At 46.6% G+C, this 11,383-nt stretch carries 11 protein-coding genes; 3 read left to right on the plus strand and 8 right to left on the minus strand.

Annotated features, from left to right (window positions below):
* Positions 1-26: 26 nt before the first annotated feature.
* A complete protein-coding gene (locus MKY92_RS23810) occupies positions 27-2,432 on the minus strand; it encodes an AraC family transcriptional regulator (protein WP_339297868.1) in 2,406 nt (801 codons plus the stop codon).
* Between the two features lie 215 nt (positions 2,433-2,647).
* Here MKY92_RS23810 and MKY92_RS23815 point away from each other — a divergent pair, with 215 nt between their 5' ends.
* Positions 2,648-4,003, plus strand: coding sequence for a dipeptidase (locus MKY92_RS23815; RefSeq protein ID WP_339297869.1), 1,356 nt, complete (start codon positions 2,648-2,650; stop codon positions 4,001-4,003).
* Positions 4,004-4,635: 632 nt separating this feature from the next.
* On the opposite strand, the gene MKY92_RS23820 is transcribed toward MKY92_RS23815, so the two are convergent.
* The 4 genes from MKY92_RS23820 to MKY92_RS23835 form a co-directional block, all read right to left on the minus strand.
* Positions 4,636-5,007, minus strand: coding sequence for a hypothetical protein (locus tag MKY92_RS23820; RefSeq protein WP_339297870.1), 372 nt, complete (start codon positions 5,005-5,007; stop codon positions 4,636-4,638).
* A 165-nt stretch (positions 5,008-5,172) separates the two neighbouring features.
* Positions 5,173-6,393 (minus strand): N-acetylglucosamine-6-phosphate deacetylase, encoded by a 1,221-nt coding sequence (gene nagA, locus MKY92_RS23825; RefSeq protein ID WP_339297871.1) that lies wholly within the window; start codon positions 6,391-6,393, stop codon positions 5,173-5,175.
* Positions 6,390-7,118, minus strand: a complete 729-nt coding sequence (gene nagB, locus MKY92_RS23830; protein WP_307542504.1) for a glucosamine-6-phosphate deaminase — start codon at positions 7,116-7,118, stop codon at positions 6,390-6,392. The genes nagA and nagB overlap by 4 nt, the downstream gene beginning before the upstream one ends.
* A gap of 9 nt (positions 7,119-7,127) precedes the next feature.
* Positions 7,128-7,991 carry a MurR/RpiR family transcriptional regulator gene (locus MKY92_RS23835; protein ID WP_339297872.1) on the minus strand — a complete coding sequence of 288 codons (864 nt, stop codon included), beginning with the start codon at positions 7,989-7,991 and terminating at the stop codon, positions 7,128-7,130.
* A gap of 146 nt (positions 7,992-8,137) precedes the next feature.
* On the opposite strand from MKY92_RS23835, the gene MKY92_RS23840 reads away from it, so the two are divergent.
* Entirely contained in the window at positions 8,138-8,485 is a 348-nt protein-coding gene (locus tag MKY92_RS23840) for a hypothetical protein (RefSeq protein WP_339297873.1), read from the plus strand.
* A 156-nt stretch (positions 8,486-8,641) separates the two neighbouring features.
* On the opposite strand, the gene MKY92_RS23845 is transcribed toward MKY92_RS23840, so the two are convergent.
* Entirely contained in the window at positions 8,642-9,181 is a 540-nt protein-coding gene (locus tag MKY92_RS23845) for a DUF4303 domain-containing protein (protein WP_339297874.1), read from the minus strand.
* 226 nt (positions 9,182-9,407) lie between these two features.
* On the opposite strand from MKY92_RS23845, the gene MKY92_RS23850 reads away from it, so the two are divergent.
* Complete coding sequence (locus tag MKY92_RS23850) at positions 9,408-9,701, plus strand: hypothetical protein (protein ID WP_339297875.1); 294 nt, start codon at positions 9,408-9,410, stop codon at positions 9,699-9,701.
* Positions 9,702-9,903: 202 nt separating this feature from the next.
* On the opposite strand, the gene MKY92_RS23855 is transcribed toward MKY92_RS23850, so the two are convergent.
* Together MKY92_RS23855 and MKY92_RS23860 are read right to left on the minus strand one after the other, a co-directional pair.
* Positions 9,904-10,128, minus strand: a complete 225-nt coding sequence (locus tag MKY92_RS23855) for a helix-turn-helix transcriptional regulator (RefSeq protein WP_017692532.1) — start codon at positions 10,126-10,128, stop codon at positions 9,904-9,906.
* Between the two features lie 244 nt (positions 10,129-10,372).
* A complete protein-coding gene (locus tag MKY92_RS23860) occupies positions 10,373-11,365 on the minus strand; it encodes a YhcN/YlaJ family sporulation lipoprotein (RefSeq protein WP_339297876.1) in 993 nt (330 codons plus the stop codon).
* Positions 11,366-11,383: the final 18 nt, after the last annotated feature.

Here is an 11,383-nt window from a genome sequence, read left to right on the forward strand (position 1 = left end):
GTCTGAAATGACAAAGACATAAACGGTTATTGTCCAAACCATTGATCGCGATACTGACTCGGAGTAACTCCCTCCTGTTTCTTGAAGATCCGATTAAAATAACTATGCTGATATCCCACAGCCGCAGCAACATCATTGATTTTCATCGTTGTCTCACGTAACAATTGCTTCGCCGCATCCATTCTCACACGTGTCAGATAATCAATAAAATTGATGCCCGATACCTGTTTGAATGCCTTGCTCAGTGCATAGGGTGTCATCTGCTCCTCGTCAGCACAGTTTTCCAGCGAAATGTCGCTGCGGTAATGTGTATCGATATACAACATCGTTCGTTCCACCACCAGTTTCAGCGGTTCCTGCGATCGTGCTTCAACCTCTTGTATATAAGGTATGAATACCTCATTCATCATCCACTGCCTCATCTGTACAGGTTCACGAATACCGGATAGTCGCTCATACATGTTGCAACCACCAAACAGCTTATACGGTGTGACCCCCGTTTGCAGCATCATGTGCTGAATGCTGCCGAGCAATTGCAGCATCATCTGTTGCACCTGAAATTCGGTACTGCCCGTCCGCGTAATCTCACTCATGAATTGTTCCAGCACACGTTCAGCTTCGGCTTGTTTGCCCAGCCTGACCGCCTGTAACAACTCGCGTTCCAGCCCAAGCGGATAGGAAGCTGCTTCATTTCTGCGGAAACACTCCTCATCCTCCAGATCGAGGATCTGACTTCCTTCCTCCACACTGCGATAAGCCACAGCCTGTTCCATCTCGACGAATCGTCCGGGCAGTTCCTGAAGTGAAGCTGCTGGGCGACTGACCATCAAGGTCACCTTCATTTTGAGCGTCCATCCAATGACTTCCACCAGTTCCTGTCCCCATAACAGCGCTTGTGATTTCACAGGTTCGTCCTGGGGAGCAATCACAAGCATGGCCGAAGACAGGTCATGAAAGTTCATGACACTGATCTGTTTGAAATAATTTTTCGCCACTTCCTGAGTGATATTCACTGCTGCAAAAGTAACCAGTCCCGTATCCTGGCTTCCAAATCTGCCTTGCAGCTGCTCGTACCCCGTAAAATACATCTGCACCAGCAAATACTGCTGACCCTCCAGCTCAAAACCAAGATTACGCATCCGCTGCTGAAGATCCTGCTCGTTATAGGCATATAGATGCCCCTGTACAAGTTGTAAGACAAAGCTGTCGCGCAGATGGGGCAGCTGCTCCTGCAATTGGCGATGTGCCGTGACACTCCGGGAGGTCAGTTCGTTCCACTGTTGCTCCAGCAGCTCAAACTCGTCCAGCTTGGCATCAATTGGTGTTGTTTCGTTTCTGCCAGGCGTAAGCAGATGCAGCATCCGTGCTACAGGCGAATAGATGCGGCGGGAAGCAAACCAGGATAACAACAACCCTAGGATGAGACTGCCTGCACTCGCAATAACGATGATTTTGGATACCAGCTTGACTGGTGAAGTGACAGAGGTCAAAGGTGCTGCGGAGACGTAAGTCCAGTCTGAATCGATCCGACTCAATGAACCGTATGAGACAGAATAGGTCTGGTCCTCATATCGGAACAGGAATGAGCGGCTGCCCGCATGCAGGACTACTTCTTCTTTTAGCTGCTGCTCAAAAGCAGAAGTCTCTCCCGCCGTTCCCGGATTACCGGTAACCAGTGTGTTTCCTTCCTGATCCATGAGGAACGTCAAACCTTCGTCATAAGGAGTAAGCGTTTTCAATAAACTGGCGACTTTCTCATTATCCAGCGTGATGATCAATGCACCAAACGGATTAATGCTCTCCCCCGGTATCTTATGTACTAGAACGAGTGCATTGCCTGCATCCGTATGCAGTAGACTATCGTTGGTCGAAGGTTCGGTATCTCTTTTGACGCTGGAAACCCAGTCTGTCCAGTACACGTGGTTCCCCATGGAAAGGTATCGATCATATGCTTGTACTTTGGCTTCATCGTTCAATTCGGTATAATCCCGATTAAACAAGATTGGCTTCGGTTCCTGCAAATACAGCTGTGCTGACTTGATCAGCGGATGGGAACCTTGTAATACGTATAAGGTAGTCACAATCTCCTGCGTTTCATTAAAATAATACACAAAATCCAGCGTTCGCAGTGCATTGCCAAACCTCGGTTCAAAAGCCCAATGGGATAAGTTCATCTCCAGATAAGCCAGCTGGTCATCCACATTGCGTGCCCGGTTCTCGATCTGGTTCTGATGCATCTGATTGAACTCGGTTTCCATCCGGCCAACAACCTGTTGATACATGACGATACCTGTGATTAGTCCTGGAATGCTGGCAATGAGTAAAATAAGCATCAGGCTGTTTCGATAAAATCGTCCTTTATGCCTTCCTGCCTTCAAATCGGATAACCGCTTGAATCTGCCAAATATTCGATCGCTCCTAGTCGGTTCCATCGCTGCTCACCTGCCTGCTTGCATCGGGTCTGACTGTCATGGAAACTTCCTCAACTCCCCTGAGAATATATGGATGAAATCCTTTTCTTGTATTATACGCACAATCCTCAGGTGAATGAAACGATCTGTAACCGATCATTTTTTTAACCAATGTTTTATTAACATGACAAAATGGATTACAATGAGATATAGCAAACATGAAGGAGGCCTTTTTAATGAAAGAACAGACTTATTTTGAACAAAATAGAGAAAAACACCTGGCAGAACTGAATGAATGGTTGTCCATTCCAAGTATCTCTGCCATTTCAGAGCATAAAGAGGATATTAACCGTGCAGCACAATGGGCAGCAGATGCGCTCACACGTGCAGGCATGGAAAACGTAGAGGTCATTCAAACGGCTGGACATCCGATTGTCTATGCAGATCACCTGCATGCACCCGGCAAACCGACGGCTCTGATCTATGGACATTATGATGTACAACCTGTTGATCCGCTTAACCTGTGGGAGACACCTCCTTTCGAACCTACCGTTCGTGATGGCAAGCTGTATGCCCGTGGTGCAACGGATGACAAAGGACAGATCTTCCTACATATCAAGGCAGTTGAAGCCATTCTCGCCGAAAACAAAGAACTTCCAGTTAATATCAAGTTCTGCATTGAAGGCGAAGAGGAGATCTCCAGCCCGAACTTGCCCATCTATCTGAATGAACATACAGACAAGCTGCGTGCAGATATGGTACTGATCTCGGATACGTCCTTGCTTGAAAAAGGTAAACCGGCGATCTCTACAGGCCTGCGTGGTCTATGCTCGCTTCACGTAGATCTGAACACAGCCAATACCGACTTGCACTCCGGTTCATTTGGTGGTGGTGTACCTAACGCACTGCACGCACTCGTATCCCTGCTCGCTTCGTTGCATGATGAGCAAGGTCGTGTAAGTGTAGATGGTTTCTATGACGGCGTACTGCCACTGTCTCCTGAGATGAGAGAAGAATTTGTGAAACAGGGCTTCAATGAAGAACAGCTTCGTCAAGACCTCGGGCTGGAGCAATTGTACGGTGAAGAAGGTTACTCGTTCGTGGAACGTGTTGGCGCTCGTCCAACATTGGAACTGAATGGCGTATGGGGTGGTTTCCAGGGTGAAGGCAGCAAAACGGTTATTCCAAAGGATGCTCATGCCAAAATTACATGCCGCCTTGTCGCGGATCAAGATCCACAACATGTATTGGATCGTATCGAAGCACATCTGCGCGCTCACGTTCAACCAGGTGCAACGCTGCATGTGAAACAGATCGAAAAAGCTTTTGCTTTCAACACCGATCCTTCCAATCCAATTCTGCAAAAAGCAGCAGATGCGTATGAGCACGTGTATGGCGTTCGTGCCCTCTTTACCAAAGATGGCGGCTCCATTCCGATTGTTGAGAAGCTCTCACGTGTACTTGAAATCCCTGCTGTTATGATGGGCTTTGGATTGCCCGATGAGAACCTGCATGCTCCGAACGAGCACTTCAACCTGGAGAACTTTGATAAAGGGTTGTTGACGATTGTTCAGTTTTTGAAGAGTTTGTAAACACTCTTACACGGAGGTCACTACCCGAGGAGAATAAGCTTCCGATCGCTGTTATCCCCCGATTTCCTTGATCCCCTTTTCTAAAGGGAGAAATTCGGGTGATAAAGGTGAACGCTCCGCTTCTTCAGCTTTTTTCTCCCCACTCCGTTAACGTGTAAATTATTTACTCAACTTCATAGAGTAGGGGCAGATAGATATTACAAAAACGGTGGCCTACAGGTCATCGTTTTTGTTTGAATCGATTTCGTCCCCTCCACTACGTTGCAGCTTGTCGCAGACTGATTTTAGGATTGAGCCTATTTTACAAATGAAGGGTAATAGGTAGGTATATAAGTATACAAAAGGGGTGTGCCGTCCAACTTCATGACGGTACACCCCTTTTATAATTGGTGATCTAGATCTATTTCGTTTCAATGGTTCGGTATTTACTTTTTAACGAACTGCGCACTTGCTATTCGACGAAAATCCGCAGTTTTGACAATATAACGAATCGTAGACGCTTTATTTCCTTGTTTTGCATGTCATTCATCCATTTTCTACCGGAATAACGTGGCTGACGTTCATTGGCCCTGTAACTAAAAGGAGTAACCCACTTTCGGGACATCCTCCAGATTCTACTCCCCTCATCCCCATTATGTGCGGAATGTTGTGAACTTGAGCATGTGCACAAGCTTGGATAAATGTGCGATCTCCTGCTGGACTCCAGAGGTGTCCGTTCCTGCCATTGCCTGGTTCGCTCGCAGCGTTCTACGTGTGTTCAGCATACCTTCGATCAATTTCATGACCGTATTGCGTCCACGATGATCGACAATCATATACTTTTTGCGTACATCCAGCTCTACCCATACGATGTTGCTGAATGATGTGAACAGATGCCTGCGGTACAGCTCCATATCGGTCTCATTGTAATGCTCGCCATAAAAGGCATAATATCCGTGTATGTGCAACTTCTCCGCCAACACTGTGATGAACGGATCATGTTCGAGCATAGCGTTACGTTCCATGTTTCACGCCTCCGTTATGCGTGATCCGCAGATCCCGTCTTTTTGAGATCTATTTTAACATATTGTGCAAGGTGTTGCCTCTCCACAGATAAAAGCCAAGTTTTAACTCCGAAGACCGATGCATCACATAATGAGAGTTATTAGCACGATACTAATTTTCTAAATCTAATATGACTCACCGATCCGTCTGCCCTTGACCCACACACCCTCAATATCCAGCTCCGCATTCAGCAAAACGATATCTGCCTGTTTTCCTTGAGCAAAGGAACCTGTCCGGTGATCAATGCCGAGCAGACGTGCAGGGGTTAGACTTGCTGCCCGTGAAGCAGCCTTCAGACTCAAGCCCACTTCCTGCACCAGATAACGGAAACCGCGAATCATCGTCAGTGTGCTTCCAGCCAGCGCGCCGCCGTCCTTCAGTCTGGCCTCGCCATGCTTCACGATCACGGGCAGGTCGCCGATTTTGTACTCCCCGTCATCCAAACCCGCAGCAGACATGGCATCTGTGATCAACACGAGTTGATCGTTATGTTGCTTCAATTGAGCCAGGATTGATATCGCCGCAGGGTGTACGTGAATGCCATCAGCAATCACCTCGGCACTGATACGTGGATCACTCAGCACAGCTCCAGCAGCCCCGGGCAGCCGATGATGCAGCGGTGTCATCGCATTGAACGTATGTACCGCATGATGAAGTCCTGCCTCGACTGCCCGCTCCACCTCTTCATAGGTCGCATCCGTGTGACCGAGTGCCGCTGTAATCCGCTGTTCTCGCAGCCACGAGATAACCTCCAGTGCACCTTCACGTTCCGGTGCCAGTGTAACTTGACGGATCAGGCCGGGATATTGCTTTTCCCATGCTTCGAGCCAAGATACATCAGGCAGAATGATATGTTCCGGATTTTGCGCACCAGGCCATTTCGGACTGAAGAACGGGCCTTCCAGATGTACGCCCTCAAGCTGTGCATATGGCATTTCACTCGAACGATAGCGGTCCACTTCAGCAAGTACGCTGTCCAGGCGCTCTTTCGGAGCCGTCATGGAAGTCGCAAGCATCGCTGTTGTACCCTGCGTACTATGGAAAGAAGTGATCTTGTCCAACACCTCCGGGCTTGCGTCCATAAAGTCTTCTCCGTTCCCACCATGCACATGGATATCAATGAATCCAGGCACAATGAGACCACCCTCGGGTACAGGTACAGGCAAGGCCTCTTTCCTAATCTGTTCAGACAGACCTTCCGCTATCCCAGCATAGAGGATTTTCTCATCCCTCCAGGCTAATACACCATCTTCCAATATCTCATCTGCAAGGAGCAGCCTGCCTCGAAGAAGAGAAATATTTTTATCACGCTGGCTCCTAGGTTCATGGCTATTCACCTCGGTCATCTCACCAGCCTCCCTGCTGCACGGTCCAGCAATACCACCACATTCGGATGACATTGTAGTAACGATGCAGGACAAGCAGTTGTGATTGGCCCCATGAAAGCTTCGCGGATAATCTCGGCTTTTTCCTCGCCACGGGCAATGAGCAAAATTTGTTTGGCTTTCAAAATGGTACCCACACCCATTGTAATCGCCTGAGCCGGAACTTCATCAATGCTGTCAAAGAAGCGTGCGTTTGCCTTTCTCGTCTCGTCTTTCAAATCCACGACATGTGTTCGTCCTGTAAGTTCAGTTCCCGGTTCATTGAAGCCAATATGGCCATTATGTCCAATGCCCAGCAGTTGAAGGTCTACCGGTCCACAATCGTCCAGCCGTTGTTCATAGGAATTACATTCCTGTTCCAGATCGGCAGCCTGACCATCAGGCACATGCGTTCTGGCAAGATCCATGTCAATATGATGGAATAATTGTTCGTTCATGAAACTGCGGTAACTTTCGCGATGTTCTGTTGGAAGCCCAACATACTCATCGAGATTAAAAGAAGAAGCCTGTGAGAAGCTGACAAGCCCCTTCTGGTACAACGTGATAAGCTGTTTATATATGCCTACAGGAGAACTTCCTGTCGCAAGCCCCAATACAGCCCGTGGTTTGGTTTGCAACAAGCTGGCAATGAGGCCAGCACCCGTGGCGTTTAAATCTTCTTCATTTTCAAAAATGCGTATATTCATCTTCATCTGTCAGGCACCTCCGTTGTGTTGGAATCGATAGGACTGCACGTTGTGATAGGATTGTTCAAGTCTGGGGATAAAACGGTCGAAGTCGGCACTTACCATGCCTGTGAACAAAATATCGACTACATGCAGCAGTGCAATACGTGAAGCCATATCTCCACGCCTCATACCTTCTTCCAGAGAAGAGGTGAACAGTGGGATATCCGATACAGTTGCGAGTGTGTTACTTCCATAGGAAGTCAGTGAAATCGTAGAAGCTCCGGCCTGTTTGGCACAATGCAGGGCATCGATGGTCTCTGGTGTTTCGCCTGAATAGGATACGGCCATCGCCACATCTCCCTCGGCGAGCGAAGATGCGGATGTAATCTGCATGTGTGAGTCGGAGAAAGCCGTACAGCTTTTGCCGATCCGCACCAGTTTCTGATAGAAATCCTGTGTAACAATCGAAGAGGTAGCCACACCGTACAGATCGATGCGTCGAGCCTGGCACAATAATTGAACGGCTTGCTCCAATCTGCCCAAATCCAGCAAACGGGTGGTATCTGCAATAGACGCGAGGTGGTTGGCTTCGATAGCTTCAACAATTTTGGAGAGTGAATTGCCCGCTACAATATCCTGATACGCCGTTTCATCAGATGCGTGGGACAATTCTGCGGCGAGTTTCATTTTGAAATCAGGAAAACCTTTGAAATGAAACGACTTGCAAAAGCGGGTTACCGTCGCCGCACTTGTGCCACTCTGCTCTGCCAGATGACTAATCGTCCAGCCTGGAATGTCCGATGGAGATTGCATAATGACTTCGGCGATACGTCGCTCCTGAGACGGAAGGTTATTCAACTCTTGCTGCAACGCACGTAATATGGCTGCCATGAGGACCTCGCTTTATGAAAATTATTTTTATTTATTTTTAATAAATCAAGAAAATCATTTTTATAACTTCATTTTAATCAAGACGATGATGCAAATCAAGAGGAATTTCACATGGCTTTTGTAATATCAAAAGAAGGAGCAATTCAATGAATCAAAGACAACGGAGAAAGTTCATTCCTTCCACCTGGATTATTGCTACCAAACAAACAGAAGGACATGCCTATTATGCCCTCTATGCCATCGACTGGAAACGCGGAGGTAGGCTCAGTTGGGAAGGCTGGAATCGACTTGAAGACTTGCTGCAATTTCATATTCCGATCAAACGAAAAGCCAGAGGCCGGAAATCTTCTTCCCAGCCTGCCGCCAAAATAGCAAAAAGAGCGCTCCATCTTCATCTGAATGAAGCACAGTTCGAGGAACTGGAGCGGCTCTTTTATCAGCCTTTATCGAAGAAAAGATGGAAGATGTTCATTCAAACAAATAGGAATCTATAAGTGATATGTATTCGGTTGTTTCATTTTTTCACGCTAAAACAAAAAAGCCTCTTCCTTCTTTAGATAAAAGAATAGGAAAGACTTTCGCGGTACAACGATTCAATTCAATTTGATTCATTTCCATTCAACTAAACCCTCAACTCAAGTTAACTTGTTCTAATTCATGCCATCATATCGTTTTAAAAACTTGCTGACTAAGCTGGGGTCTGTCATTTGATGAACCGATTGATTCTCAATCTCCTCCGCCAGATCGTCATCTGTGAGAGAAACGAAGAACGTAATGTCTGCTTTGGTTTGTCCATATCGGGCGAGAACGTCATCTGCTGTCTCATTCACAACTTTCGCAATGATTCGAATGATCTCATCCTTATACTTCTGGACATCTTCTGTTGCATACAACAATCGGCTGATATGGTTAAAGTGCGTATCCTCGCCATATTGATATTCGGAGCAGCCCCATCTGTAATAGATCTCGTCCTGCTCGCTGTCGCACAACCCCTGCTCTTTCATATTGGTGATATGTTTGCTCAATGACTCCTCTGTATTTACCGCCATGAATAGCGTTACCCAATCACTGTCTGTTCCAAATGCACAAGCATATACTTTCTCATGCTCTACCTTAGCCAGCGTTTGTTCCAGATCGGGTAGAAACCCCGCTCGAAATTGGTCTTCGAATTCACTTAAAAAGTGGTCCATTTAGCTCATCCTTTCATTTTTAATGCAGTTTAAGATTCAAATGTCTTTTCAAACCATTGATTCGGGCCGAAACGGTTAACGAGATAATCACATCCCCGCCCTGTTGCTATATAGGTCTCTCGATAACTACAAGGTACCACATAATCGAAATTAACACGCTTACTTCCTACACCCTTAAACGACTATGCTATAATAAAAATACAACTATCCAAGCGAGGTGACGCCGATGAAATGGGGAGAGATTACTGAATTACACCCAGATCGTTTTGTGCTTGTGGAAGCAATCAAGGCAAGCTCCAGCAACCGTGTCCGTCAACTAGAGGATATAGCATTTATTCAAAACTATGATAATCCTCAAGAAGCCTGGAGCGGTTATAAAGAACTGCACAAGCTCCATCCGACACGCGAGTTATATGTATTTCATACGAGCAGAAGCGATGTTGAGGTAGTAGAGGAATTTTTCTCAGGAGCCTCATGCAAAGTCGACTTTGAATTAATGGATGTTCAATTCTTAAATTAAGTCATGTAATGATAACCTTTGGATGGTTGTCGTTGCGTGGCTTATTTTTGTACACCATAGTTGTGTGACTCAATCCCGTAACAGCGGATCATCTGATGTAATAAACTATAAATCAGCAGCAAAAAAGCCTTGCCCCATTCTTCATGACAAAGAATAGAGAAAGGCTTTCATGCTGCTACTTAATCCTAACTGTAATTCGCAACTAAATCTTCAGTTCTCCAAGCTTAATCAGCTCGACAACTGCCTGCGAACGACCCTTAACATTGAGTTTCTGCATCACATTCGAAATATGGTTACGCACCGTTTTCTCGCTGATGAATAACTGCCCTGCGATGTCACGCGTTGTTTTGTCTTGAACCAGTAATTCGAATACTTCGCGTTCACGGTGGGTCAACAAAAATTTGCTTTTATGATCGATACCCTTCAATGTTCACCCCTCCTTGCTCGGGTTGTGTTGGTGTAACAAGGTTAAGGGGATACAGTCAACTCATCTTATGTTAGGTCAAGGGCGTTGGTTCAGTTTTATAAGAAAAATGGGCAGTAAACATGTGATTCATTGTCCAAAGAGAACGTATGCAATGGTATATGTATTGGATCATGTAAAACAAACATGCCTCTGCAGCGGATGTTACCATCTGCGCAAAGGCACACTTGTTCATGTCTTAAAAAAACTACCGATTCATTCGGTTCATCATGCCGCCATCATGGTGATTACGGTTCATCAGGCCATCGTCAAGGATGCCATCGCGGTGATTCATACCTGTTCCGTTCGTTGGGAAAATGCGCTCCACCATCGATTGGAACGTATCGATCATGCCGCTGACTGGCTTACCATTACGAATATCTGTGGCATAGCTCTCGACATGCTCCACAAACTCCGGATTGGCTGATACATATACATTCTCGATGTTTGGTGCAAACTGTTTGATTTTGGCTGAAATCTTACCCTTTATCTCAGCTGATGTGTTATCGTCCGTGCTATCTACACGTTGTCCTTCACTTTTCATACCATAATGCCCATCGTCCGTCCCATGTGCTTTGCCGCTGTTTGTCAGACCACGCATCATACCAATTGTGCCTGTGCCCATGGTTCCATAGATGCTGCGGTCATTCCCCATATGGCTGCGATCCGTTGCTGAATTTGTGTTCAGTCCTGGAGCAATTCCGCTAGTGCTGTACGGAGACATTGTGCCCGTACCGCCATTCACACGCATACCACCCATATCGTGATTCATGTTGCCCCCACGCATGGTATCACTGGCATGATTACGCATCGTTCCATTCAGCATGCTCGTACGACCATTGGACTTGCTTTCCAACTTACCTGCATGACCATCTGCCAAACGAACCGCCACATAAGCATTACGATCCGTTAACATGACACGGGCAGATTGCACTTCCTTCATCTCCGTGATGCGTTTTGCCAGCTCTTCACTGGATTTCAGGTCAGTCACATTATGCATGCGATAACTTTTCGCACGGATGCCATCCATGCCATTTGTTTCTACACCATAACGGTTAATGCCGTTGGCTTGCTGACGAACACTTTGCGTATGCATATTGTTGGTATCCCGATTCGTGCCACAACCTGTCAAACCGGCCATTACAAAGATTGCAGTAGATAATGATAACGTAATAGCTGTTGCCTTTTTGACTGCTGGCATGTACTCATCCTCCAATGT

It is taken from the genome of Paenibacillus sp. FSL R5-0623 (assembly GCF_037974265.1).
Taxonomy (GTDB): domain Bacteria; phylum Bacillota; class Bacilli; order Paenibacillales; family Paenibacillaceae; genus Paenibacillus.